A 25,574-nucleotide genomic window follows, 5' to 3' on the forward strand; every position below is an offset into this window, starting at 1 on the left:
TTACCTTTGTTTATCTATGACCAGTTGTTTAATGCGGGCCAAAAGTTGTTGATCAAATGAAGGTGGTAGCTTCGCATCTACGGCTAAATACCACCAGTTATCTTTTGCGAATTCGCGACATTTCACCGCATCTTTTTCTGTCATCAGTAACGGATGTTCACCCGCGAATGCTGTTAGTTCTGCTTCGGTATAAGCGCTGTGGTCGTCAAATGCCTGTACTTTATCAGGCCTGAAACCTAAGTCCGATAAAGTATCAAAAAAGCGGCTTGGGTTACCAATACCCGCCATCGCCACCACGGCTTGCTCAGGTTCAGGGGCTTTTAATTGACTTCTATTAGCGCTGACAGAATGCCAGAGTGTTGGTTGCAGTCGCATTTGCTGTTCATTCGCTTTAGCAGCCCCGCCATTAACAATAACGTGATCGACCGTAGAGGTACGCCAACACCCTTCCCTTAATGGGCCAGCAGGCAGCAGCATGCCGTTACCAAGACGCCTTTCACCATCAAGAATGATCAGCTCGATATCACGGGCCAATGCATAATGCTGTAATCCATCATCACTGATGATGATATCGACATCAAAATCTGATAACAGCTGATGTGCGGCATCCCCCCTTTTAGACCCCACAACCATAGGCACTGAGGTTCTGGCGACTATCATCGCGGGTTCATCTCCGACCACCGCTGCAGAATCGTTAGGGCGTACACTGCGCACGCCATCGATATTCGCGCCGTAGCCCCGACTAATGACACCGGGCTTTAATCCATGCTGACGTAGAAGTTCAATTAGATAAATGACCATCGGTGTTTTACCGCTGCCCCCGACCGTAATATTGCCCACTATAATCACAGGAACCGGCAATCTGACTGCCGATTTTACACCTAGGATATACAGCTTTCGCCTAACCCAGCTGACAGCTGCAAAAATGATTGATAGCGGCCACAGCGCAAATCTGAGTATATGGCCGTCATACCAGAGTTTGTTTACCCAAGACTGCATTTAGCTTCCAAACTGCATCTGATACAGGTTGTAATATACGCCCTGCTTTGCAAGCAAAGACGTATGAGTGCCTCGCTCAACAATCTTGCCTTGGTCAACAACAAGAATTTGATCGGCGCTTTCAATGGTTGATAATCGGTGCGCAATAACAATCGAAGTTCGGTTTTGTCTTAGGTTATCAAGCCCGCCTTGAATCGCTTTTTCTGATTCAGTGTCTAAGGCCGATGTTGCTTCATCTAAAATCAATACAGGCGAGTTACGTAATATCGCCCGCGCAATCGCAATACGTTGTCTTTGACCACCAGAGAGCATGACACCATCTTCACCAATTTGGGTATCAAGCCCCTGTGGCATAGGGTCGATAAACTCCATCGCATGCGCTAGGGTCGCAGCGTGAATAATCTGCTCGCGCGTAGCTTCACCAGGGTAGGCGTAAGCAATATTATTGGCAATGGAGTCATTAAATAGGGTCACTTGTTGGGAGACTAACGCTATTTGGCTGCGTAGAGAGGTGAGCTTGTACTCATCAATATTGACGCCATCGAGGGTGATTTCGCCCGATTTTAGCCCCGTATAAAAACGAGTGATCAAACTGGCGATAGTCGATTTACCAGATCCTGAACGGCCCACTAACGCCAACGTCTGACCTTGTTCAACTTTAAATTCGATACCGTTTAGCGCCAATTTCTCATGCCCAGAATAGCTGAAATCAACATTATTAAATGCAAGTTCACCCTTAACACGTTCAACTTCAAGCTTTCCGTTATCCCTTTCAGGCTTGATATCAAGCAATGCAAACACGGTCGTACAAGCTGCAATACCCCGTTGGAATTCGGCATTAACGCGGGTAAGGTTTTTAATGGGTTGTAACATTGCCAGCATAGCACCCAAAATTGTCGCAAAGGTACCTGCTGTGAGCTCTGCTTTCATGCTATCAATGCTTGCTGCATATAAGATAAACGCAATCGCAAATGAGCCAATAATCATCACTAGTGGCTGGCTAATCGCTTGAGCGGTTGCGAGTTTCATTGTTTGATAGCGGTTTTGATCATTTACTTTTGCAAAGCGCTGCGCTTCCGTTTCCTGACCGCCAAAAGATAATACATTCTTATGGCCTTTAAGCATTTGCTCTGTCGCGGCGGTAACACCACCCATTGCAGCTTGGATATTCTTCGACACTTTTCTAAATCGGCGGCTAACCACCGCAATGATCAACCCGATAATGGGACCGATAACCAGAATAACTAATGATAGTTTCCAAGAGAAATAGAACATAACGCTTATCATGCCGACAACCGTAATACTGTCGCGCACGATAGTGATCAGCGCACTACCCGTCGCGCGGGCGATTTGTTCTGTATCGTAGGTCACGCGGGATATAAGATTACCCGTGTTCTCATTGTCCATATAACTCACAGGCAAAGTCAGATAATGTTCAAACACCTCTTGGCGCATATCCATTATCACTCGAGCACTCATGTAAGCGATGCAATAGGTCGACAGAAAGTTTGCTAAGCCACGTAGGCTAAACAACACAATGACCACAATAGGAGCGATCAGTAACACGTCACTACTAGAGCTAAAGCCACCACTCGTACCAAGATCAAGATTACTTAGGCCGCCAGAAGCTGTTTGACTTGCTTGCCCGACAAAACCTTCATCAATGAAAGGTTTGATGACGGCAATAAATGTGGCATCAACTAATGCATACATGATTAAGCCAATAACGGCAAAAAACAGTACTTTCTTAAGCGGTTTCAAATAGCCGAGAAGGCGCTTAAAGACTGTCCAGACTTCATTTTTAGGAGATGTTGTCATTGAGAGAATTTACGTATTGGCAAAAGAAGCATTCTACTCTGGATTTTTGATCTCACCAAACCTAAACACTTTGTTATACCAAAATGGCGCAAAATCTGACCGATATGTATAAATTTTGGTACTGTCAGACTGAAAAACAACACTGACTTGTCCCTGTTCTCCAGTCACTAACGTATCAATACCCAAATCATCATATCGCGCCCAAACATCTTTCTTGGGAAAACCATATCGGTTATTAAACCCCGCAGGAAACAACACCAGTGTTGGTGATACCGCATCAATAAAACGTGCACTTGAAGAGGTTCTGCTGCCATGATGTGGCGCTGTCATCACTGAACTGGCAATGCCTTTATGATGTATAAGTTTTTGCTCCGCTTCATGTTCAATATCTCCCGTGAGCAAAATACTGTTGTTATCTTTGAATAAACGGATCACACATGAGCCATTATTGCCTTTAGCAGGTATTAAAGGACCAATAATCTCGAGATTGATGGTTTGCCACACAATATTTTTAGGTCGACAATTAACCGTGCCCCACCTTTTATCATCTGCTATAACGATGGCCTCGGGGTAAGCCGTCATAACGACTGACACGCCACCAGCATGGTCATTATCAGCATGGCTAATCACTAAGTAATCAATGTTAGTAATGCCTTTACTCTTTAAAAACGGCAAAATTATACGCTCGGCATAACTAAAGTTTTCACCAAAACGGGCTCCGGTATCGTAAATAATAGCTCGACCATTGCGCTCTATCACGGCTGACATCCCTTGGCCTACATCCAATAAATGTACCTTCCATTGCTGATGTTGCACACCAAATATCGCTTGATAAGCCAGTATTAGGGCCGGCAGCGACATGACACTAAAGGCGAAGCGCCAATGCATAGCGCGAAATTGCAAACAGAGCCAAATCCCAAGTATCGCGCTCAGTCCAGCAGCTATCCATTGTGTTGACAGATCAAGCCAAGCAAACTCGATACTGCTGCCCATGTCTAACAGCATCAGTACCGGTTCCATCGTTAACTGTGTCAGCCAAAAAAGATTAAGTGACTCAGGAGCAACACCCGCCAACATTGCCATGATAAATATCAACAGTGATAATAAAGCAACGGGTAAAACAACAAAACTAAACCAAGGCACCAGAAGAAAGTTGATTGCAATACTGATTATCGACGTACCAGCAAAGAAAGTCGCTTGTACTAGCCCTAACACAAGAGCCAATCGCCACTGTATCGCCCAAAATGCAACAATCCAGTGTTGAATGCCACTGCAGCCATTAGCCACTTTTATACGCAATACTTTGGCAATTGAGCTAACTGCAGGCTGATTGGTCGCCACGTTAGTTTCTAAGGCTTCAAGCCTTTGCGGATTAAACCTTGCTATAGTGATTAAAATAACCGTCAACGCCATAAATGACAGCCAAAAACTGGCACTAAGTGGACTCAAAGGATCCAGTAACAACACCATAAATAGCGCATACAACAATCTCTCCCAACTGCTTGAAAAACGACTCAATAGCCATGACGATATATAGGCTAATAGCATAATGAGGGCGCGTTGAGTTGATACCGAAAAACCCGCTAAATACGCGTAAGCAATTGCCGTCACGGCACAAAGCACCATAGCGATAACATTGTTACGCCGTCCTTGAGTCGGCAAAAAGTGAAACAGTAACGTTTTACTCAGCAGGAATATCCAAAAGCAAGCCACTGATAAATGTAGGCCTGATATCGCAAACAAGTGACCCGTACCGGTATTTCTCAGCTGTAACCAACGCTCTGATGTCATTAGGCTTCGATCGCCAACTAAAAGAGCAAACAGCAAGTCTTGTGAAGAGTACTCAGCCAATGCGGGTTTTAACTGTTCAATGAGCTTGTCTCTAACACCTTTTTTGTCGCCGAGTAACAGCCCTGCCGTCACCTTGCCTTTAGCAAAAACATGTTTACTCAGTAGGTATTTCTGTTGATTAAACCCTCCTTCATTTAAAGGGCCTGTAATCGACTTGGGCTTAATAGTGAATAACCACTGCTGGCCAACCTTAACTTTTGGCGGTTTTGACCACGATAATCTAAGCTTTCTTGTGAGCTTGTGGGGCAAAATTGAATCAACCAGCATAATATCCATACTAATCCAGTCGCCGTTTGCATGAACTAGTGATATGATTTCGCCCCTAACATTGATAGCGTCAGTGTTTTCACCCGTGTCCCAGTCCATTAATAACGCATAGAACATCGTTATCCAGCTGAGTGCTAATAAGCAACCAGCTAACATAGGGGCACGCTGAATCACGACCACAGCCATTAGAATACACAACGGCACCAAGGATAGCTGAGGGAGCGATGGCCAGATCATTGCTGATAATATCGTGGCGCAGAAGCCACACATGAATCCATTCATAATGAAGTTAGTTAAGACAGTAAATTCGAGTTATGCCAAAAAAACTTATAAAAAAATTTATGCCCAAGCCTGAAACACTGCGTAATCATAAAAATCTACGCATGTTCGGCGATCTATTACTAAAGCCTAACTTATGGGCTCTCAATAGGCGTTCAGCACCGGGGGCGTTTGCTGTAGGACTTTTTGTTGCGTGGATCCCAATGCCATTTCAGATGGTACTGGCTGCAGCGCTAGCGATTTTATTTAACGTCAACTTACCCGTTGCCGTAGCGCTTGTTTGGATCACAAACCCCGTTACTATGCCGTTTATGTTCTATATGGCCTATATACTAGGGGCAAAAATATTGGGGCATCATCCGCAAGAGTTTGCTTTCGAGGCTAGTTGGCAATGGGTTGAGTCATCCATAGAAACCATTGGCCCCTCTTTTCTAATAGGCTGCTTGGTTTTTGGATTACTGTGTTCGGTTACGTCCTACTTCACCATTAAAACGTTATGGAAGTACTCAGTGCTCTTTAAGTGGAAAAAACGCAACAAGGAATAGCACGCCATCTCTTTTAGTATGCTGTACAGCAGGCTTTGATAACGTAAATAATCTTAATAACAAAAAAAGCAGCTTATCGCTGCTTTTTTTGTTATGTAAGAGGTTCATCTTAGACGCTAATGCACTGCTTGATTTTCCAGTACGCTTTTCATCGAAGGGACGATGCTGGTTGGATCAAGTCGCATCTGATACCAATTCACTCGCCAGTCAAGATGAGGCCCTGTTGCACGACCTGTCGCGCCAACTTCGGCGACCTTATCGCCTTGTTTAATCTCTTGGCCCTCTTTCACGTACAACTTACTTAAATGTAAAAAGCTTGAACTAACACCGAAGCCATGATCAATAATCATCGTTCCACCAGAGTAGAACATATCATCAACAGCAAGCGATATAACACCATCAGCAGGTGCAACCACAACAGTCCCGGTTTTTGCGGCAACGTCGACCCCATAATGTGGAGTGCCAGGTTTACCATTATAGACACGTTGACTGCCGTAAACGCCTGAAATACGCCCCGTTAGCGGCCAAATAAACGTTTGGTTAAACGCGTTGCTTTTAGTAAATTGTGTTCGTGCCGCTTTGACTTGCTTACTGTCTTGTGCCGCACGATTTTGGGCTTTGGGATCAGGCTTCATGATTTTCTTACTGATCCCATTCACATTTTGGATCTTGTATTGTCGCTTTGCTAAAGTCAGCGGCTTTAACTCTGTTAATCCGTCAGGATAAACAAGTTTAAGCAATTGCTTGAGTTGTGCCTCCCGAGCAAAACCAAACGCAAATTGCCCTTCAGAATTTACATCAATAGCAGCATCGTTTAAATAAACCTGAGTACCCGGTTTAACTTTGGCGCGAATTAACGAACCTTGTTTAAGCTCGCCATTCAATTCAACTTGAGCATTTACCTGCAACGATAAACTGCTCACGAGACTTGCAATGACGATAGGGATTATTTTGCTCAAAGTGAGATCCTAAAAAAGACTAGTTATTGGCTTTTCGGCTGGCAATTGCACCCTTGCCAACGCCTTCATAAGCGATGACTTTAAAATCACTGCGGGGTACTTTTTCTGACAAGGTTTGCACCATGTAGTCAGCTAACAATTCAACCGTCGTATCATGTGGCAAAACATCGCAACACTCTTTTGGCATTGCAAGCTGAAAATCACCTTGTGGCGCTTGATAATGAAAACCAAAATGAGTGTTGTCGCTGACGTTTGTCTGTGGTGACAGCGTTAGGGTGTTCACCGAGACACAATCTTCTTCGCTACCGAGGTAGATATCGTGCCAGCGTTTAGCCCAGTACTCATCCCATTTAGGCGCTGCTGCGCCGTTTTCAAATACGGTCACGGGGCTTCTGTGCCCATGAGCGATACGCTGACAGTTGCCATCATGCTTCTTTAGGCCATGGGTATAATGGTAAAATGGAGCGTCATGGAACTCATTTCTCAACGTCAAAGAGATCCCCTCAACGTTTGCAGGCAAGACCTCTTTAAGCGCTTTTTGCAAAAACGCATTTACGCTTTCAAAATCGATGATTTCACTTGGAATTAAGGCAAATGCTTGCGAAGGACACGCTAAATGTATATCCCCTTGCTGGCTACTAAAATCCATCCATACTCGGTCACCTTGCTGTTGCCAACGAACTTCACTACAAGCAGTAGGCACCAACAAACGATGATCAGCAATATCGTCTATAGTACTTTTAATTACGCGCTTCACTTTGGCAAAATCGAGCACCATGTTTTGCTCATCTAAACCACCGTCGAGCAAAACATCGACAATCCAGCTCTCTCCTACCATGCCACGAATAGGACAAAGATAAGAAAAATCAATAACAGTTAAATCTTTAACAAACAGTTGCATTTGAGCTCCTAGGTAGAAAAACAGTCTACCTTGCACCGTCCAGGCAGCGATGGCTGCAGGATGTAATAACAGGTAAAAAGCAGCTTTTTAGCCGCCCTCTTTAGAATTTCTGTAGCTTACAATGATAAGCATTATTATTCGACCACTTTAAGCCTAATCAAGGCTATTATCTGCTGCCATAAAAAAACCGAGTGCTAATACACTCGGTTTAAACCCAACAGAGTTAAACTCTTCTTTTTTTATTCGCCTTTCAAGCGACGATCCAGTTGATCTTTAAGGTTTGCAGGGACGCCTTTGATGATAATGCTGTCTGACACTGGGTCGTAAATAACTCTTTCGCCCAAGTGTTGACTATCAAAGCTCAACGTTACTCCACCACCCGTACCTGAAAACTTCTTCAACTGACGAAGTGTTGGCTTGTCTCCTGGGAACTCCTCTTCAAGCTCATAGTTACCGCCTTGAGCAAATTCATAAAATGAATCCATTCCTTGATCCGCTAACTCATCAGCGAGATCTTTCATGTGAATGTCAGCCCCTTCATCACAACGTTCGGTGCAGTAATCAAACACGCGCTCACGAGCGACTTGACGCTCATCTTTGTTTAATTCGCTGCCGCCGACAAAATCTTCAACCGCATTCAATAGTGATTTATTTTGCGCTTTGGTGTTAACACCTTCAACACAGCCCATGAAATCGAGGAAAAAATCAGCCACTTTACGGCCCGCTCGTCCACGGACAAAAGATATGTACTTTTTAGAGTCAGGATCGGCTTGCCATTCCGTTAAATCAATCCGAGCAGCAAGTAGTATATTGTTGAGATCAAGGTGGGTATTTTGGGTTAACTCCATATCATCTAAAACGGTCATTGATGACTTGGCGTTCAGTAGCGACACAAAAAGGTAATCACTGGTCATGTAGGTATAACAGGACAGTAACAGGAAACCACCGGTACTAAAGTCATACTTGGCTAACTCTTCTTGCAACAATTTTCCAGCAATACCCGAAAACTCAACAAAGCCCAGTGCGTTATTACGATATTGGCTCAGTGCGGTTTCAAATTGGGTGTTAGCTTCACCATCTTCACCACTAATACCGAAGTGGCCAAAGCCTTTACCAGCCTTACCTGTATAGGTGTGATGGAGTTCATCTAACATCGTCTCAACGGCTTGACTATTTAATAGCGGTTGTGGGCGTAACCGACAGCTGAGCTGACCTTCTCCATCTTGAGAAATGGCATGGATAATTGCTTGTTCGACGTTAATACTCATTGAGCCTCGATAGAAAGTTGCTTAGAGCGATAGCCTGATAGTCAGCTCTATATGAAATAGATAAGTCAGTTTACAACCACAGCCGTAAGATAACATCTGCTGTGCCGGAAACATTTAGGCAGACATCATACCAGACAAAACCCAGAAATCCATACGAAAAATAGTGGCTAGAAGTGTAATCGATCACACTGAAAAAGCACGCTAATGAAAGACAATAAAAGATGAATAAATCAACGTATTTCTGACTAAAAGATGTAGGTTGAATAACCTAGTTTGATTAATACTCTTTGCCGATTATGCATTTAACCGCTATGTTCAGAATAATATGGAAGCACGACCTTACTCACAGCATCGATTAGTTAAATGATAAAAGCACTCGCTCAATGGTAAAAAGTGCAGAGCTTATTGAAAAAATCCGTTATTATATGCCGTTAATCAGGACTTAAAGTGAAATTTTTCAATTATGGCTATCAAATCAAAAAATTCAAACACGCAAGTTGAGTCTATCATTGCTGAGCTTTTAGCAGTATTAGAGAAACACCAAGCCCCCACAGACTTGAGTCTGATGGCACTTGGCAATTGCGTTACACATTTATTGCAAAACAAAGTGCCTGCAGAATCTCGCGCCGTTGTTACCGAGCAGTTTGCCAAAGCATTATCTCAGTCAGTAAAAAATAACTAAGATTAAATGTAGGAACCACATTGAGTAAGGGTTTAACGATAGTGATTAAACCCATTAACCGCATTTACAGAATAATGGGTCAACATGGTTGAGCGACAAAAACAGTTAGGACGAGATCGAGTTTCACGCTTAATAAGCTGGGGACATTGGTTCGCTTTCATTAATGGCTTACTTGCTATTGTGGTTGGTTATCGGTATCTCGACACTGTCGGTTTTCCTGAATCGATTATAGGCTCGGTTTACCTCGCATTCAGTACCATTGGCCACTTCAGTTTTCTTGCTTTCATGGTTTATCTGGTATTCATTTTCCCCGTCACTTTGTTGCTACCTTACTCAAAAATCCTCAGAGGCTATGCGGCCGTTGTGGCGACCTTAAGCTTGTGTATATTGCTATACGACACCATTATTTATGACGACTACGGTCTGCATCTTAGCCCTTTTGTGTTTGACTTAGCGTGGACTGATCTCAACGGGCTACTGCAAGGTACCTCCTATATTATTACGCCTATCGGTATTTTAGCGATTGAGCTTACCCTCGCTAATTATCTATGGAAGCGTATCGAAAAAATTCGTAAGCGCAATTATGGCAACAAAGTTGTTGTCGTTGTTGGTATGTGCTTTATCGCCAGTCACCTTATTCACATATGGGGAGATGCTGCCGAAGTCACTGAAATAACACAATTTGATGATGCTTATCCACTATCCTATCCCGCGACAGCAAGAAGCTTTATGGAAAGTTATGGCATTGATAACACTCAAGTTCATCAAACGAACCTCCGCCCGAAAATCAGTCTTAAATATCCTCTAACGCCAATGCAGTGCGTGGCGGATGATAAGCCCAATATCCTATTTATTGCCATTGACAGCCTTCAAGCAAAGCTTGTTAATGATACGACCATGCCCGTTTTAGCAGCCTACGCTAATAAAAACCTCTCTTTTCAACAGCATCTTAGCGGCGGCAACCAGTTTAATAGCGGCATGTTTAGTCTACTTTATGGCTTGCAAGGCAGTTATATGAACGCAATAGACCTGCACTATGAAAGCCCGGTATTGACTCAAGAACTCATCGCCAGCGGCTACCAATTAGGTTTATTTACCACCGTCGATACTCTTGCTCGCCCGCAAGCAATTTTTAATGACTTTGAACGTATTGATGCTCAACACCAAGATAGTTATGCCCGCTCAGACCTCAGTTCGATTAACAACTGGCGCCAATGGACTCAAGCAGCAACAAAACCTTGGTTTACGTTATTAAACCTAAAATCACCCGATAGCTATGATACTCCTATCGGTTTCTTGGGGATTAAAACGGTAAAAGCAGACAAAGCACTTAAGCCTGCACAAAAAGTATTATTCAATCAATACCGTCAATCTTTGAATTTTATCGATACTCAACTCGAAAAAATCTTGAGCGACCTACCCCAGAACACCATGGTTGTGATTACTGGTGTCAGCGGGAAAATGTTTACCAGCAATCCTAACGAAGCCAGAACCAATCTATCTCCTGACAGTGTTAGAGTACCAATGGTTATCCATTGGCCAAACCAAAGGGCTGCCAAGCGTATCAACTACAGAACGACCCACAATGCCCTTGTACCGACATTAATGGTCCAAACATTGGGTTGCACTAACCCAGCCACTGATTTCAGCGCCGGCAGCAGTCTTATGCAGCCCAGTGATGAGTCATGGGTCTATACTGGTGATAACCGTATTTTCGCCATTTACCAAGAATCTGAAATAACCACGATTGATCGCCACGGTAAATATCGAATTTACGATAGTGAATATAAGAAACGCCTTAAAAAGAAGTTGAGTGCACCCGAGCTAATTGAAGTGATGCGCGAAGGAAGACGCTTTTATATTCATTAAAATAGCGTCAAAAGAAGACATACCCAAACAACTTGGGTATAAACTAGCCAAACAAATCGAAGACTTTAATGAAGCGCTTGCACTCACAATTATGACTTGATACAGTGCTTGCTCTTCAGAATGCCCCTTAGTTTATAACTTGTTCTGTAGCAAAATTCGGGATATGGCCTAGTTCGGTAGGGCGCTTGTCTGGGGGACAAGAGATCACAGGTTCAAATCCTGTTATCCCGACCAAATATCAATAAAAAAAGCCAGCTGAAAAGCTGGCTTTTTTTATTGGGAACTCACAGCTAACGATGTCGTTAGTCGTGACAATCAGCACACTCTTTGATTGTTAAGTCGACAGTGTGGAGCTCAGCATCAAGCTCATGTGCACTCGCCATATCATGACAATCGTTACAAGTGTTGATTGTCGCTTCCATTTCAGTGTGAGCAGCCACGTCGATTTTTTCGTGGCAATCGGTACAATCAACCGCCATAGCTGAAGCGGAAAAGACCAGCACTGCGAACATAGATAAGTATTTCATAACGGTTCCTTAATCACGGAGTAGTTGCACTTAAATACGATTTTTCACCGTCGATTTAAGATGCACGTTCAAAAACCCCACCAGCTAAAGTCCATTAATTAATAGAGACTTAGACCATGGGATCCCATGACTAATATCATATGAGTTAATATTAACTGAATATTAAAAGATGCCCTATTGATGAATAAATGCTGGATAAAAAATGACTGGATATCAATGCTGTGAACTCGGTCATGTCCGCAAGCGACTAAGACTAAATAAGGTAGGAAAAACTAAACAAAAATTCACATAGCGATTTTTTATACAATGACCATAGTCACAATGACTAAATACATCGAAATCCAGTTCGGTGGCACCATAACAGTTGCTATCCGGTAGAAAAGTTAATAGATTGTAAAGTGTGACTTATAATAAAAAATGGCTAACGTGTAATCTTGCTTAGCCAAATCAAAGGTTTCGCTTTTGGACAAAATCAACCAGAAAAAACTTCTCATCGCATCCATATTAGGGCTAGTAGGTTTCATCATTAACCTCTACCCATTGCCTCTATTTGCCAATATACAACTTATTCTCGGTAATGCCACTTACGTTATTTGCGCCATCTTATTCGGCCCTTGGTATGCACTCTATACAGCAATGATAACCGTGTCAGGCCTGTTTATCGGGTGGGATAGTTGGCATGTTTATTTACTGTTTCCAATAGAAGCTGTATGCCTAGGTTTAGCAAGGAGAAGAGATCTCTACTCGCTCTATGCAAGTATCGCTTTTTGGATTGTTATTGGGATGCCACTGTTTTATGTGTACGCCATACTCAATACCAATTTACCGAGTAGTCACCTACCATTTATCATACTAAAGCAAGGTATTAATGGGGTTTTCTATACAGGAATAGGCTCATTACTTGTTATCTTAACCCCCTCTTTTTGGTATTTTCAACCGAAAGCTAAACACAAGCAACGACGCACTTTTAATGCGCAGTTAACCTACGCATTTACTCTCGTCATTTCCTTAGCGCTACTTTTAGCTGCACTATTGTTTAATAATCAGTTTATTAATCGTTATCAATCACTATTAAGCGATAACATTAAAGAATCAGCACTGCAGTTAGGAACCTTGGCTCAAGCCTACATAGATACTCATGTTCAAGCGTTAAACAATGCCGCTAGCGGATTAAGTTTAAGCGAAACAACCTTAGCTCAACAGCAATTATCGCTGTCTAAACTGCATCAAATGTACCCAGGCTTTATCACTATGCTCATTGCCAACGAACAAGGACATATCAAGGGAGCGAGTCCAGTTTCACGATTAAAAGATCTCACTGGTAACGATACCGACCTCAGTATTATTGATCGAGATTACTTTATTGAATCGTTTGTAAACCAACGAAATTTCATATCACCGGTCTTTTTAGGCCGAGGTTTTGGTAACGATCCTATTGTCGCGATAAGTGCTCCTCTTTATGCTCCCCATAATGCATACCGTCCTATTGGGATTATTGAAGGTTCGCTGGATCTAAACAAATTCAAAGAGATTGATGAAACAAATAAAAAGTTCAAAAATCAATCTATCGTACTCGTTGACCGTACCAATCGCGTTATTTTTGCTTCGCCGGAACTGAGTATCAACCCACTATCTGCATTTAGCTATTCACAAAATAATACTAATTATACAAGTCCTTTGCCGATGCTGAATATTATTGATAAAGATAACATGGCACCTGAATATGTATTTGCGTCCTTCGAGCTGGAGAATAAATGGACGCTGTACGTGCTTAATCCCTTTAGACCTTTAGTGTTATTAGTCGAAAACATGTATATAGCAACCTTTGCCATACTGGTAATTTCACTGTTAATTACTTTTTTTATTACTCGGGTTATCAGCGCCAGATTGACACTGCCATTAGAGAGAATTGCCAGTAGGTTCAGTACCTCAAATGAAAACGATAATCACGACTACGGCATTGATGACGAATCACCTAAAGAGGTCTACTCACTCTATATGCGTCTTAAGCAAAGCAAGAGCTTGCTCATTGGCTACCAATTAGCGTTAGAAGAAAAAGTAGCGTTAAGAACATATGAATTAGAGCAGGCGAATATCAAGTTAAAGACTCTTGCAGAAAAAGACTCACTCACAGGGCTTTATAATCGCCGCTATGCTGAAGATCAGTTTTCAATAATCCAAGAGAGCTGCCAAAGAACTGATGAAGTCATTGCCATTGCCCTATTGGACCTGGACAGGTTTAAACACATAAACGATACCTATGGTCATTTAAGTGGCGATCTCACGCTTAAGACCGTTGCAAGCCTGTTAAACGATGACTTTAAACGGGATGGTGATATTATCGTGCGTTTTGGCGGGGAGGAGTTCCTCATCATTATGCCTTTGTGTAACGCATTGAAAATAGAATCTCACCTTGAACACTTTAAACAAAAGCTAGCGGACACCATCATTGCCCCTCCTGGTAATACAGCCCCTTTTAATGTGACCACAAGTATTGGAGCCGTTATCGCTAATGGCACTTACAGTGATTCTCTTGAAGACTGGATAAAGCAAGCCGATATCAACTTGTACAGCGCTAAAAATGGCGGTCGAAATAAATTGGTATTTACAACCTTGTCAGAAACCCCAGCTGAAAACGATGTTAATCAGTAATAACCTTATCCATTTTGTCCATCATATAACCAAAAAATGGATTCCATTTTTGTCGAAGAACCTCACTTGCAGGAACGCTAAGCACTCCGCGTTCTCCTTTTGAAGCTCCTGCACCGATTTGGATCCTATTGCCAGCCTGTTTTTTATATGGGCCATATAGCTCGTCGTCTTGGGGAAAGGGTAAGGCAACATGGGACAATGAATAAACCTGTTTAGGCCAATGCTGAATAACAGCTTCAATATCGGCTCCATTAGTGAGATTTCTTGCCTGTACCGCTCCCCTTCCCCCTCCAGTATTTTCGATTAATGTAAAATCGAAATCTAGTTCTGTCGTGTCAACTAAATCAAAGAAAGGGAGCAAAGGATCCGTTGGCATTAGGCTTAAATTAACTTGAGTACGATTAATATCGAACATCACTAATTCATGGTTTTCCCCCTGCAACCGCAGATACAGATCTCGCAGTACCGCCATGGTATCAACGGTGTCGTCAGTCAAAGATTGAAAGGTGAGTACGGGCGCCAGCCGAGCAAGCGATTGACTATCGAGTTGGTTTAATAATTCAACATTTCGACTTGCAAGCTGATAGACCACATCGCCAGCATTAACGGCAAATGAACTGTATTTGAAAGGATCATATTCGGTTTGAATGCTGTTCCAGCTTAGCTTATCTAACCCCAAAAAATTGCCCAGTATTGCCTGCCATTTTGCGCCTGCTGCCACTGGCGGTAGACCTATTGCGGGTGAGACAAACACCAATCCAGAAAAATCGCCAGCATCCCCTACCCTTAACTTCTCTAGCTCATGATTAAGCGCCAGCGCTGCACCCGTTGAAAAGCCAACCACATACAGCGGTTTATCCTGCAGAACCTGTTTCATATGCTCTACAGCAATAGAGACTGCTGCAGCCATGTCCTGCCAATTTATATCGGTAAGCCCAGAGGGCAGTGTTCCATGGCCTGGTAATCTTAACCCTAGAACATGAGCCGATTCTTGGTAATGCTTTGCAAAATATTGCATTGTATAAGGCGAGTCTGACATTCCATGCAGTAACAACACGCCATATTGCGCATGCTCATTTTTCCACTCAAAGCTTCGATTCCAATTTTGCTGCCACTTATTAGGATCAGAATAACTCCCCGGTAAATAACGATTAACCACTAACAAAGAGTCAGATGTTGTTTTAGCGGTAACCTTGCGCTCAACCTCTGCGAACAGTTTATCTTCCAAACGCAGGTAATCATCAAAGTTGGCAATGCTGGGTTGTTGCCTATATTGTGCCTCAAGCTCCGTTGTGTGCCATAAATCCAGCGCCGGGCGTGAATTTAAATACCAAACAGCACCCGCAATTAAGGCGATGCTGGTTCCCACTGAAGAGTAAAACAGTGCAAACGCCAAATGCTTAGTTGAACCAATAATAATGGATTTCATCATCAAATTAACTCACTGATTTAAGTTGTTGGTATTCATTAATAAATCGAAATAGTATACACACTAGATATAGCTAACTTACACTGCTTTTAACGCGAAACAAATAGACACTATGATGATCGGAACAGAACTGGCGACAATTTGCTTTTATCTACCAACCCCTCCAAAACTACCAGAGAACTGGAGTTACCAGGATTTAAATGCAACGCAATCCATGATTGTATTAAATGGTAACCATTGGCGGAAAATTCTGACTATCATGGCAAAGATAACCGTTAATGGCCAAGATTGGCGACGCTATCGTGATACGCTATTATTAAAACAAGAAGAGTCGATAGTGATTACCGCCCTATCTTTGCAATCCGAACCGAAAGTTCACATTATATGTGGACAGGAAAGCGCCCAGAGTCTACAAATAAATAGAGCGGAATTTATTCCTATCAGCACTCAATGTAGCAGCCTACTGAAACACCCACATCAGTCCATTTATCTTTGTCCATATTTAGATTATCGACAATTTCCTAACAAACAGATTAATCAATTAAGACAAGAACTCGGATTACAGCCGCTTGATTAGCCCAATTAAGATAATAAGAGTTAAGTTTAACAGACCAAAAAAAAGCGCCTATAAGCGCTTTTTAAGTGATAAACCGTTAATCGTAAATTGTCGGGATAGCGTCACGCTTATGCTGCGTCGCGCGGTAAATGCCAATCAATTTACTATTGACGAACTCACTAACCTCTTTGCCTTCAAGAAAATCATCTATCTGGTCATACGTCAGACCTAGTGCTATTTCATCTTCTAATTGAGGCTGTCCCTCTTCAAGATCTGCAGTAGGCGCCTTATGGACCAAGATATCGGGCGCGCCTAAAAAGTGAGCCATCTGTCTTATTTGACGTTTATTCAAGCCGAATAATGGGGCTAAATCACATGCTCCATCACCCCACTTGGTATAGAAACCGGTAATATTTTCTGCACTGTGATCTGTACCTACCACTAAACCTGCCACTAGCCCTGCTATCTCATATTGAGCAACCATGCGCATTCTTGCTTTGACATTGCCTTTTACAAAATCCACTTTAGCGCTATCAGGCAGTATCATTCCAGCAGATTCAATCGCATTGATGGTTTCACTATGAACCCCATCTACACCTTGTTTAACATTCACAGTCACTTGTTTAGACGGGTTGATAAATTGACATGCTAACTGAGCCTCATCTTCATCCTGTTGTACATCGTAAGGAAGACGAACGGCAATAAATTGGTAATCATTCTGAGCAATGCTTTGATTAAGTTCATCAACAGCTAACTGGCATAAGCGCCCGGTTAGCGAAGAGTCAACGCCACCACTGATCCCGAGGACAAGGCTTTTGCAGTGTGATTCCTTGAGTTTCAGTTTGATAAAGGCCACCCGTCTTTGCACTTCATACTCTGGCTCAATAGCCGCTTGAACCTTCATTTCACGTAGAATCTGTCCCTTCACAAGCTGTGCTCCAATAAAATGACGATATTTAGCAAATCAGCTTGGTATTATGAGCCAAAATACTGATTAATACAGTGTTATCTTGTAACATATTTTACTACTGCAATTTTTTCCTAGCCTATATAATTAACCAACCGCTAAAATAAAAAAAACTCAGCGTAATCCCGCTTCGAATGGTGAAAATGAATGATCGAAGAGAAAATTGAATATTGGCACAACCCAATAGTGCCTGATATCGAGCTCAGTAAAGCTAGCTTTCAGCGCTTTGAGTTCGATCAACATATTCATCTCGACTATCACATAGGCGTGGTGACTAAAGGTGGACAAAAATATCAACATAAAGGGACTAGCTATCAACTTGATAAAGGGTTTATTTCGACTCTAAACCCCGACGAAGCACATAATGGACAAAGTACCCAAGTACAAGGTTATCAAGCCAATGTTATGGCTATCCCGGTAGATTATGTCAATCAAATCGCCAATGAGCTTTGCATTAATGAACAATTTTTCAGCTCACCTCTTTGTTGGGCCCCTGACCTGCATCTCGCCTTTTCACATTTACATAAAATACTCACGAGTCCCCAGACACAGCAAACGAGACTCTCCATAGAGACACATTTACTGGCTTTACTCACTGAACTATTTGAACGGTTTGGGGCTGTTCACACTCTCACGCCTACTCGTCACGCCCTCTCCCAACAACAGCTGGGTAATATTAAGAGCCAGTTTCACGATGAACTGTACAGAGAATTTAAACTCGATGATTTAGCCGTTGCCACAGGCTTAAGTAAGTTTCAGTTTTTACGTCAATTTAAATCGGCAACAGGTATGACCCCACACGCCTATTTAAAACGCATACGACTGGAGTATGCCAAAAAGGCGTTAATCAAAGGCGAGCCGATAATAGACATTGCACATCAAGTCGGTTTTTACGATCAGAGTCATCTAAATAAGGCGTTTAAGAGTGCCTTTCTTATCACGCCATCACACTTTCAAAAACGAGTGCTTTAGTACCAGGATCTTTCACAGCACCAATATGTCGCCCAACCTGCAATAATTTACAATACCTAACACCAACGATCAGCCATCATAGATGACAATATTATTATTCGGACTTTTTTATGGAACTGCAATTGCTGCTCTCTTTAGCCATCATTCATTCGGTCGCACTCGCCAGCCCTGGACCCGATTTTGCGTTAGTCGTAAAAATGGCAAGCCAAGAAAGTCGTGCCACTGCCATTGCTGCCGCGATAGGGATCTCGGTGGCTATCTTACTGCATAGCCTACTTAGCCTTACTGGTGTCAGCGTGATCATTAAGAGTTCGCAATGGCTATTTATTGCAGTCCAACTCATTGGGGCATCATATCTAGGTTGGATGGGTATAGGTGCCGTTCGTAGCGCGATGACACACTTTCAAACTAAGCGGGCTAAAAAGGATGCTATTGAACTGGGATCCACAATAACGACCAATACAGCTCATAATAGGCTGTCCATCAAGCAAGGGTTTCTCCGGGGTTTGTACACCAACTTACTTAATCCAAAAGCAATGGTGTTCTTTATCACCTTATTTTCAGCTTTGATCACACCAGATATCAACTTGCTCACCAAGATTGTCGCAGTATTTATTATGTTAATATTATCTTTGTTCTGGTTTATATTCATTGCCTTAGTACTGTCAAAACCGACGATACAGCAAAAAGTTAAGCAAGCGAGTCCTGTCATCAATTTGGTTACCGGTCTTCTCTTTATCTCCGTTGCGGTGATCATCGTCTGCGGCGCTTTTTAAGCGCCATATTACTCTCGCCAAAACTCGCTTATTTGCCGCCATACTGCGGCAAATAAAACTTGATAACGTGAATATCACAACCACGCCATGAGTCAGTTTGTTAACCTCATATGCATTAGAAGAACCAATTCAGATAGATCCCAGCAAACATTTGTTTACTGCCTCCCTTTGTCTCGTTCACTTCAGCCACCGATTTGCTTGTCGAGTCAGTGCTGGATGCTGAATAGATTTGTGCATTACGTTCAGACTTAATGCCCTTTTGTGGTGTGATATGACTCAGGTGTCCAGATAAATAGACACGTTGATGAATCGGGTAATCCACTTTTATACCCATTTGAAAATGGTTAACTCCGTTATAACCGTCAACGACAAACTCATAATCGAAAGCTTGGGTCACATAGGGTGTTACTGACACGCCGTGAGCCAATACAAAACTCATGCCTTGCAGACTAATTTCAACATAATGCCCATTAGCCTCAAGTGAGTATGTGTGTTCAATGATGGGCGTAAACCAATCTATTCCTGAATAGGAAAATGTCGTGAATAGTTCAACATCACTTTCGCGATCAGCGCCAAAAATTTCAATAAATTGGATACCTGCGGTAATGTCAAAAATTGCAGTTGATAACAGTTCTAATTCCATACCTATATTTAATTCAGTGTAGTCTTGATGTGTCGCCCTTCCAATACCAGCGTCCAGGAGTAGATAACTCAGATCCCAGTGTGCATTCCCCCAGAAAATACCTCCCTCATCGAGCAGATTGCGTCCTTGGTCTATATAGTGTGAATCGATACCCAAGTCGACATGAAAGGCAGACTCAGGTTGCTCAGCAAGATGCTGTTCCATGGTGTTATTCGTCATTGCCGTCGCGACAGTCATTGTAGAGGCAAGGAGTATAAATGCCTGAATAACAAAAAATGTTAAACGATAAAACTGACGAGAAATACGATTTTTTACTTGTTTATAGGACATAAGTAGTCCTCCTATCTAATCAGGATCTAATGTGAAAAATGAAGGGAAAAACTGTTTCGCAGTAATTGACTACAAATTGAATTGTGAAATAAATTTGTAGTCACAATTCATATGATTAATTAAGTAAAATCAATGAAGTAATATAAAAATAGATCAACAGACCGGTGACATCGACTATGGTTGTAATAGCAGGGCTGGCAACTACCGCAGGATCTTGCCGACATAACTTTGCCATAAATGGCAACGCAGCACCGATCACCGTAGCAGTAACGACCTGAAAGAAGAGTGCTAATGCAATGGCACTACCTAGCATGGTTAAGGTGATATTACCCGGGACCTCAGCATTATGTGACAGAAACAATACTTTGCCAAAAGAGACTAGCGCCAACCCTAAACCGATAAAAAGTGAAATACGTAGCTCCTTCCACAATACATCACACCAACTTTTCAGCTTTAGCTCACCCAGTGCCATAGAGCGGACTATCACTGTTGCAGCTTGGCTTCCTGCATTTCCCCCCGTATCGGCGACCATAGGCATGTATAGTGCTAAAATAGTCAATGCCATGATGGCATCATCATAACTTTGAATAACCATACCTGATAAAATCCCAACAGCAGCTAAACCGACAATCCAGAAAATTCGCTTATGAACATGTTCCAAGACCGTTGTCTGCATGTAAGGTGTGTCGTCGTGAGTTCCCTGAATGCCCATCAACATTTCAACATCTTGAGTCTGCTCTTGTTGTAAAACAGACATCGCTTCTTTGGCACGCAGTACACCTGCAGGCTTACCCCAAAAGTCCACTAAGGGTAAGTAATCATTCTCGCTATGTTGCAACTGTGCCACAGCCAGCTCTCTATCAGTGCTGACATGACATGGAGCCACCCAACGAGCAATATCAGCCAATATTGCTGATGGCTGATATTTGACTAATTGATGTAACTCCAGGGTCAATCGATAACAGCCCTGATCATCTACGATAAAAAGCACTTGCTCATCAAAGATATCTGTTGATTGCTGAATTATATCAATCGCTTCACTGACCCGCATATCATCATTAACGCAACGCTGTGGCCTGATTGTCGCCACGGCAATAACTGGATGAGCTTGTGACGCTATTTTTTCCATGTCACTCATAAACCCGCTAGGCATAAGGTGAATAACAGTCTTTTGTTCAGCCTCTGGTAATTGATTATAAATATGAAAGTATTGTAATAAAGACAGCGTTTCAAGCCAGCGTTGGATAACGGTACTATGTTGCTTTTTAATAAAACCAATAAGCTTGCTTTTATTGCATTCATTATCAACTTCAGAATTAAAGCCATTAAAAAACACAAAGTCTAAATTAAAACCTTTATTGATACCATCTGAAGCACTTACTGTAATGTTGGACATGTTTAGTCCTCCCAATATAATAGGATTTAAACTTTATTTAGCCCAAGATAATAATTATTAATGTTTATCATTGAAAGACAAACAGCACTAACTAAGTTAAGACTAATGGATAAACAGTATGAAATAAACAGTGAGGCGGGATATAAATAGGCAGTAGGATAAAAAAATTTACATATTAACTATTACCATACTTTTCCACCGTCACTGTTTTCTCTACTCGGAGGGATTTCATTTTCCATAATACGTTCCTAAACTATCGCTATAAAATAGAAGAAGATTAAAGCAAAGCCTTAACTTACAAAGGTTCACTGACCAAAAACAAGCTATTAAAAACAACTAACTAACAATCTTACAGACTAATTCTCATACAGTGCAGCAAGCATAGCTGTCACAAAGGGTCGTGAATGCAAGGCAGAATAATCAATATTGGGGAGCTTTTTAAGCTGAAGTTAAAATGAGAATAGGTTTTTAATAAAACACTATTTTTTATTAAAAATCATCTTCAAAATAACTTATATTCTTCGGCGAATCACCGTGGAATCATTGAAGCCCATAGAATGGCCTAGTGTTATTTATTTGAGCTGGATTATAATCATAATAGAGTATATGTCAACGTGAAACAGCCTAATTTACATCGTATTACCGTATTCTATCAAATTAATAGATATATCAACAAAGTAACCGTACACCCACCTGATTAAATTAATTTTTGATTAACGTTATATTAAGCCTTGATTAAGAAATAAAATTATGCCGCGTAAATTAACGTCCTTGTTGTTATTAATATTCACAGAAAGGCTACATATCAAACCATTAATATAAACGGACACCAACTTACACCAATTGATATTTTTCTAATCGATACAGAAACGCTTTATAACTCAGTCCCAAGAATTTAGCGGCTTTCGTACGATTACCTTGATGTTTGTCCATTGCCTGTTCCAAACAATCTTTCTCAAATACCTCCCATTCGATCCCTTGTTCAGGCAATGAAAATTGACTGGTATTAAGTGGCTTAGGCTGACAAGCTAACTCATCGACCATCTCGTCTTCATCGCCTAGTAAGACAAACCGTTCAATCCGATTAGCCAGCTCCCTCACATTTCCCGGCCATGAATGATCTAATAGCTGCTTTAATGTCATCGGTGTCAATTTAGGTAATGCCATTTTGTACTGGCTACTGTGGAGTTTTAAAAAGTGCTCAACCAATCTACCAATATCCTCCTGACGCTCCCTTAATGGCGGCATATGGATAGGGACAACATTGAGCCTGTAATACAGATCTTCTCTAAATCGCCCCTCTGCCACCTCGGTAGGTAAATCTCGATGGGTGGCCGCAATAACTCTAACATCCAGCTTAATTTCACCATTTTGGCCTAAGCGAGAAATGACTCCTTCTTGCAAAAAGCGGAGTAACTTGGTTTGTTGTAATAGAGGTAGGTCACCGATCTCATCTAAAAAGATGGTGCCCCCATTAGCCGCTTCGAGCTTACCGATTTTTTGACTTGTGGCCCCAGTAAACGCCCCTTTCTCCGCACCAAACAACTCCGACTCCGCCAAACTTTCGGGGATTGCGCCGCAATTAATGGCCACGAAAGGTTTATGATGTCTTTGCGACAGTTGATACAAGGCTCTTGCGGCAAGTTCTTTACCTGTGCCGCTTTCGCCACCAATTAACACAGTGGCATCGGTAGCACTAACGCGTTGCACCCGCGTATAAACCTTTTGCATGCAAGGGGCTTTTCCGACTAAGCCCACCAGCTCCTGTTGCTGTGAAAGTTCCGATGCTAAACGCCTATTATGCTGTTTTAGCTTAAGTGACTTAGCCACTTTATCAATGGCCATGAACAGTGATTGACGCTGATAAGGCTTGGACAGGTAATCATCTGCGCCAGCCTGCATCGCATCCACAGCATGAGTAATCGTTCCGTAGGCTGTCGCAATAATAAATCCTAAGTCGGCATGCTCGCGTCTTACGTACGTTAGCAAATCCATGCCTGTTAGTTGCCCAAGTTTCCAATCTGAAAATATCAGATCAGGCACGCTCTTTTTGAGCAATAAAATGGCCTGTTCGACGCTGTCAGCTTCGCTGACAACGTAGTTGTTTGCTGTCAGCATTTGGCAAATAAGCGAGCGCTGATCAGGCTCATCTTCTACCACTAGAATATGTAAGGGCTGCTCACTCATTAATTATCTTCCTTCTGACTAGATTGCTCTTCGACAAATAAAATGGTTGCTATGGTGCCGCCTTCAGGATTGTCTTGATAGCAAATATCGCCATTATAGTGGCTCTCTATGAGACGTTTGGCGATGTAAATTCCCATACCTGAACCTTCTGATTTTGTCGTTATGTGCGGTTTAAACATTTGGCTTTTAATCGAAGGCTCAATGCCTTTGCCCCAATCTGTTATCACAACTGATTTTTCGTTCTCAGCTTTGTTGAGTTCAATTTTAATCTGCTTACCACCAGCTTCAACGGCATTGATCAATACCGCATGCACTATGCTTCTTAATTCTGATTCGGCGCCATAAACCGCTACAAGGTTATTTGCATCAAAAATCACATCAGGCTTGAGGCCAGAGATAGACAGCTCTAATAGAATATCTTGTACAATTGCATTCAATGGCACCAACTTGTCTCTTAGCACCTCGTGACTCGAAAGAGTCAGTAAAGATTGAATGCTCTTATCCATTAAACCAATCTTCTTTTGCATCTTTTGGTTTATCGCTTCACGTTCACTTTGAGAGTCGGTGTAAATACCTTGCTCCGATAACAAACCAAGCGTATGCAGTGGGTTTCTTAAGCTGTGGGCGATACCGCGAGTAATTTGACCGAGATCGGCTAGATGTTGCTGCTGGGACATCTGCTGCTCTTTTTTATTCCAATTTTCCAATGCTAGGCTCATGCGGTTAAAGCCATTCATTATCTGTTTAAGCTCTTTAACACCTTGCTCTTTTAACTGAATGCCAAATTTACCTTCACCCAATTTTTGATGGCCCAGTGCTAATTCGCTTAAAGGCTCAGTAACGTGATGACTGAGCCAGTAAGCGAGGATTAGCGCCATAATGCTCGTCAGTAATATCACAATCAATACCGACTCACTGAAGCGCTCAAGCAGATGGTTAGCCCCTTGGCTTGGCAGATCAATACTGCGCTCTTCGCGGATGACCATGCCATCTTTTTCATCACCATCAACAATCATAACCCGACCTGCTTGTAACCAGTCATCAGTGTGGATCTCAAAGCTTTCAAGGCTCTCTTCTACCCTCTGCTGATATTCTTTAGCCGCCTCTCGTTTAAGTTGCTGTAAATTCTCTCGCTCACCTTCCATATGACGGCGATCTTTCTCTAGCAGAGCTTGAACCTTCTCCTGTAGCGCCAATTGATGTTTTTGGTAGTCATTTGTCCCCGTATCGACATGGACCTCTACCAGCGATTGGGCAAGGTTATCTATCTCTTGTTCTAGCTCAGCAATATCTTCATCAAGCTCTAATACAAACTCTTTATTTTCTTCAATGTCCGTCAAAAACTCATTTTCTTCTGGTAACGAAAATTCCCAGCGGTCGATGTCGGACGCTCTTTGGATCACCACACTGACTAAACTTTTAGACAGGGATTTTGAGCTTTGCTGTAACTCTTGTTGAAGTTGAGTTTTAAAATACTGAGCCACAAAAAGCTGGCTTATAGCCAACATAAGAATAAGCGCTCCAAACAACAGAAAGACATAACGTTTAATAGACATAATCGACTCTTTTATCTGCCTCAATACACTTTAGATTGAGGCCTTTATTATTAGTTTCTATAGCTATACAAGTTTAATACCAGCTTTCAAATATCAGCTAACGCCCTGTAACACGCTCTTTCAAGAACGGTATTGACCAGAGTAG

At 42.2% G+C, this 25,574-nt stretch carries 20 protein-coding genes and 1 tRNA gene; 8 read left to right on the top strand and 13 right to left on the bottom strand.

Annotated elements, in window-relative coordinates:
• The 3 genes from lpxK to CXF86_RS07330 are packed head-to-tail and all read right to left on the bottom strand — an operon-like array spanning position 1 to position 5,217.
• A complete protein-coding gene (lpxK, locus tag CXF86_RS07320; protein ID WP_102038686.1) occupies positions 1-999 on the bottom strand; it encodes a tetraacyldisaccharide 4'-kinase in 999 nt (332 codons plus the stop codon).
• Positions 1,000-2,817, bottom strand: a complete 1,818-nt coding sequence (gene msbA, locus CXF86_RS07325) for a lipid A export permease/ATP-binding protein MsbA (RefSeq protein WP_101091841.1) — start codon at positions 2,815-2,817, stop codon at positions 1,000-1,002.
• 33 nt (positions 2,818-2,850) lie between these two features.
• A complete protein-coding gene (locus tag CXF86_RS07330; protein ID WP_102038687.1) occupies positions 2,851-5,217 on the bottom strand; it encodes a DNA internalization-related competence protein ComEC/Rec2 in 2,367 nt (788 codons plus the stop codon).
• 32 nt (positions 5,218-5,249) lie between these two features.
• On the opposite strand from CXF86_RS07330, the gene CXF86_RS07335 reads away from it, so the two are divergent.
• Positions 5,250-5,759: a DUF2062 domain-containing protein gene (locus CXF86_RS07335; protein WP_101091839.1), complete on the top strand. Its 510-nt coding sequence runs from the start codon at positions 5,250-5,252 to the stop codon at positions 5,757-5,759.
• A gap of 116 nt (positions 5,760-5,875) precedes the next feature.
• Here the strand turns inward: CXF86_RS07335 and CXF86_RS07340 are convergent, their stop codons facing one another.
• The 3 genes from CXF86_RS07340 to yejK all read right to left on the bottom strand — a co-directional run bounded on the left by CXF86_RS07340 (position 5,876) and on the right by yejK (position 8,887).
• On the bottom strand, positions 5,876-6,718 hold the full coding sequence (locus CXF86_RS07340) for a M23 family metallopeptidase (protein WP_101091838.1): 843 nt from the start codon (positions 6,716-6,718) through the stop codon (positions 5,876-5,878).
• Positions 6,719-6,737: 19 nt separating this feature from the next.
• Positions 6,738-7,619, bottom strand: a complete 882-nt coding sequence (locus CXF86_RS07345) for a 6-carboxytetrahydropterin synthase (protein ID WP_101091837.1) — start codon at positions 7,617-7,619, stop codon at positions 6,738-6,740.
• A 239-nt stretch (positions 7,620-7,858) separates the two neighbouring features.
• Positions 7,859-8,887 (bottom strand): nucleoid-associated protein YejK, encoded by a 1,029-nt coding sequence (yejK, locus tag CXF86_RS07350; protein ID WP_101091836.1) that lies wholly within the window; start codon positions 8,885-8,887, stop codon positions 7,859-7,861.
• Between the two features lie 463 nt (positions 8,888-9,350).
• On the opposite strand from yejK, the gene CXF86_RS07355 reads away from it, so the two are divergent.
• The 3 genes from CXF86_RS07355 to CXF86_RS07365 all read left to right on the top strand — a co-directional run bounded on the left by CXF86_RS07355 (position 9,351) and on the right by CXF86_RS07365 (position 11,672).
• Positions 9,351-9,569: a YejL family protein gene (locus CXF86_RS07355; protein WP_102038688.1), complete on the top strand. Its 219-nt coding sequence runs from the start codon at positions 9,351-9,353 to the stop codon at positions 9,567-9,569.
• 84 nt (positions 9,570-9,653) lie between these two features.
• Positions 9,654-11,438, top strand: a complete 1,785-nt coding sequence (locus CXF86_RS07360; RefSeq protein WP_101091834.1) for a DUF3413 domain-containing protein — start codon at positions 9,654-9,656, stop codon at positions 11,436-11,438.
• 157 nt (positions 11,439-11,595) lie between these two features.
• Positions 11,596-11,672, top strand: a tRNA-Pro gene (locus CXF86_RS07365).
• Between the two features lie 68 nt (positions 11,673-11,740).
• Here the strand turns inward: CXF86_RS07365 and CXF86_RS07370 are convergent.
• Positions 11,741-11,965, bottom strand: coding sequence for a cytochrome c3 family protein (locus tag CXF86_RS07370; RefSeq protein WP_101091833.1), 225 nt, complete (start codon positions 11,963-11,965; stop codon positions 11,741-11,743).
• Positions 11,966-12,427: 462 nt separating this feature from the next.
• On the opposite strand from CXF86_RS07370, the gene CXF86_RS07375 reads away from it, so the two are divergent.
• On the top strand, positions 12,428-14,617 hold the full coding sequence (locus CXF86_RS07375) for a sensor domain-containing diguanylate cyclase (protein ID WP_102038689.1): 2,190 nt from the start codon (positions 12,428-12,430) through the stop codon (positions 14,615-14,617).
• Here CXF86_RS07375 and CXF86_RS07380 read toward each other — a convergent pair.
• On the bottom strand, positions 14,607-16,046 hold the full coding sequence (locus CXF86_RS07380; protein ID WP_102038701.1) for an alpha/beta hydrolase: 1,440 nt from the start codon (positions 16,044-16,046) through the stop codon (positions 14,607-14,609). The two genes, CXF86_RS07375 and CXF86_RS07380, sit on opposite strands and share 11 nt — an antisense overlap.
• A 112-nt stretch (positions 16,047-16,158) precedes the next feature.
• Here CXF86_RS07380 and CXF86_RS07385 point away from each other — a divergent pair, with 112 nt between their 5' ends.
• Positions 16,159-16,623 carry a DUF6942 family protein gene (locus CXF86_RS07385; protein ID WP_102038690.1) on the top strand — a complete coding sequence of 155 codons (465 nt, stop codon included), beginning with the start codon at positions 16,159-16,161 and terminating at the stop codon, positions 16,621-16,623.
• A gap of 76 nt (positions 16,624-16,699) precedes the next feature.
• Here CXF86_RS07385 and nadE read toward each other — a convergent pair whose 3' ends face one another.
• Positions 16,700-17,530 carry an ammonia-dependent NAD(+) synthetase gene (gene nadE, locus CXF86_RS07390; RefSeq protein ID WP_101091830.1) on the bottom strand — a complete coding sequence of 277 codons (831 nt, stop codon included), beginning with the start codon at positions 17,528-17,530 and terminating at the stop codon, positions 16,700-16,702.
• Between the two features lie 186 nt (positions 17,531-17,716).
• Between nadE and CXF86_RS07395 the strand changes: the two genes are divergently transcribed.
• Together CXF86_RS07395 and CXF86_RS07400 are read left to right on the top strand one after the other, a co-directional pair.
• The gene (locus tag CXF86_RS07395) at positions 17,717-18,541 is read left to right on the top strand and encodes an AraC family transcriptional regulator (RefSeq protein WP_102038691.1); all 825 of its coding nucleotides are present in this window, start codon (positions 17,717-17,719) and stop codon (positions 18,539-18,541) included.
• Positions 18,542-18,651: 110 nt separating this feature from the next.
• Entirely contained in the window at positions 18,652-19,317 is a 666-nt protein-coding gene (locus CXF86_RS07400) for a LysE family transporter (protein WP_102038692.1), read from the top strand.
• Positions 19,318-19,432: 115 nt separating this feature from the next.
• Here CXF86_RS07400 and CXF86_RS07405 read toward each other — a convergent pair whose 3' ends face one another.
• The 4 genes from CXF86_RS07405 to CXF86_RS07420 all read right to left on the bottom strand — a co-directional run bounded on the left by CXF86_RS07405 (position 19,433) and on the right by CXF86_RS07420 (position 25,429).
• On the bottom strand, positions 19,433-20,290 hold the full coding sequence (locus CXF86_RS07405; RefSeq protein ID WP_102038693.1) for a hypothetical protein: 858 nt from the start codon (positions 20,288-20,290) through the stop codon (positions 19,433-19,435).
• A gap of 115 nt (positions 20,291-20,405) precedes the next feature.
• Positions 20,406-21,686, bottom strand: a complete 1,281-nt coding sequence (locus CXF86_RS07410; protein WP_102038694.1) for a magnesium transporter — start codon at positions 21,684-21,686, stop codon at positions 20,406-20,408.
• Positions 21,687-22,520: 834 nt separating this feature from the next.
• Positions 22,521-23,873 (bottom strand): sigma-54-dependent transcriptional regulator, encoded by a 1,353-nt coding sequence (locus CXF86_RS07415; protein WP_101091825.1) that lies wholly within the window; start codon positions 23,871-23,873, stop codon positions 22,521-22,523.
• On the bottom strand, positions 23,873-25,429 hold the full coding sequence (locus CXF86_RS07420) for a sensor histidine kinase (protein ID WP_101091824.1): 1,557 nt from the start codon (positions 25,427-25,429) through the stop codon (positions 23,873-23,875). The genes CXF86_RS07415 and CXF86_RS07420 overlap by 1 nt, the downstream gene beginning before the upstream one ends.
• Positions 25,430-25,574: the final 145 nt, after the last annotated feature.

The sequence above is a fragment of the Shewanella sp. GutCb genome (genome assembly GCF_002836135.1).
Classification (GTDB): Bacteria; Pseudomonadota; Gammaproteobacteria; order Enterobacterales; family Shewanellaceae; genus Shewanella.

Coding starts and splice junctions, on each gene's coding strand:
- CXF86_RS07370 (WP_101091833.1), bottom strand. CDS start 11,965: ATGAAATACTTATCTATGTTCGCAGTGCTGGTCTTTTCCGCTTCAGCT.
- CXF86_RS07400 (WP_102038692.1), top strand. CDS start 18,652: ATGGAACTGCAATTGCTGCTCTCTTTAGCCATCATTCATTCGGTCGCA.
- CXF86_RS07405 (WP_102038693.1), bottom strand. CDS start 20,290: ATGTCCTATAAACAAGTAAAAAATCGTATTTCTCGTCAGTTTTATCGT.
- CXF86_RS07385 (WP_102038690.1), top strand. CDS start 16,159: ATGATGATCGGAACAGAACTGGCGACAATTTGCTTTTATCTACCAACC.
- yejK (WP_101091836.1), bottom strand. CDS start 8,887: ATGAGTATTAACGTCGAACAAGCAATTATCCATGCCATTTCTCAAGAT.
- CXF86_RS07380 (WP_102038701.1), bottom strand. CDS start 16,046: ATGAAATCCATTATTATTGGTTCAACTAAGCATTTGGCGTTTGCACTG.
- lpxK (WP_102038686.1), bottom strand. CDS start 999: ATGCAGTCTTGGGTAAACAAACTCTGGTATGACGGCCATATACTCAGA.
- msbA (WP_101091841.1), bottom strand. CDS start 2,817: ATGACAACATCTCCTAAAAATGAAGTCTGGACAGTCTTTAAGCGCCTT.
- CXF86_RS07345 (WP_101091837.1), bottom strand. CDS start 7,619: ATGCAACTGTTTGTTAAAGATTTAACTGTTATTGATTTTTCTTATCTT.
- CXF86_RS07395 (WP_102038691.1), top strand. CDS start 17,717: ATGATCGAAGAGAAAATTGAATATTGGCACAACCCAATAGTGCCTGAT.
- CXF86_RS07355 (WP_102038688.1), top strand. CDS start 9,351: ATGGCTATCAAATCAAAAAATTCAAACACGCAAGTTGAGTCTATCATT.
- CXF86_RS07410 (WP_102038694.1), bottom strand. CDS start 21,686: ATGTCCAACATTACAGTAAGTGCTTCAGATGGTATCAATAAAGGTTTT.
- CXF86_RS07360 (WP_101091834.1), top strand. CDS start 9,654: ATGGTTGAGCGACAAAAACAGTTAGGACGAGATCGAGTTTCACGCTTA.
- CXF86_RS07420 (WP_101091824.1), bottom strand. CDS start 25,429: ATGTCTATTAAACGTTATGTCTTTCTGTTGTTTGGAGCGCTTATTCTT.
- CXF86_RS07335 (WP_101091839.1), top strand. CDS start 5,250: ATGCCAAAAAAACTTATAAAAAAATTTATGCCCAAGCCTGAAACACTG.
- CXF86_RS07330 (WP_102038687.1), bottom strand. CDS start 5,217: ATGAATGGATTCATGTGTGGCTTCTGCGCCACGATATTATCAGCAATG.
- CXF86_RS07415 (WP_101091825.1), bottom strand. CDS start 23,873: ATGAGTGAGCAGCCCTTACATATTCTAGTGGTAGAAGATGAGCCTGAT.